1 pseudogene is annotated in these 247 nt (G+C 66.8%); it reads right to left on the bottom strand.

What is annotated here, in order from left to right:
- Nucleotides 1–247, bottom strand: a pseudogene (locus KVT37_RS32535) (ATP-binding cassette domain-containing protein); the annotation flags it as partial.

Below are 247 nucleotides of genomic sequence, written 5' to 3'. Positions count from 1 at the left end.
GGCCGCCATCGGCGAGCTTGCGCACCGCCGTCATCAACCGCGTGACGATGTCCGGGGCGAGACCGGCGGACATCTCGTCGATCAAAAGCACCTTCGGGCGGGTGTGAAGCGCACGCGCAATCACCAGCATCTGCTGCTCGCCGCCGGTAAGCAGGCTCGCCTTCACCGCGCGGCGCTGCACCAGCTCGGGATACAGCGCTTAGGCTCCCGCGATGTCGGCACCGCGATGCAAGCTGACGCGCAAATT

The sequence above is a fragment of the Mesorhizobium sp. GbtcB19 genome, from assembly GCF_019091085.1.
Taxonomy (GTDB): Bacteria; Pseudomonadota; Alphaproteobacteria; order Rhizobiales; family Rhizobiaceae; genus Mesorhizobium.
The sequence above is the reverse complement of the archived record's forward strand: the minus strand, read 5'-3'. Positions and strand labels throughout refer to the sequence as shown.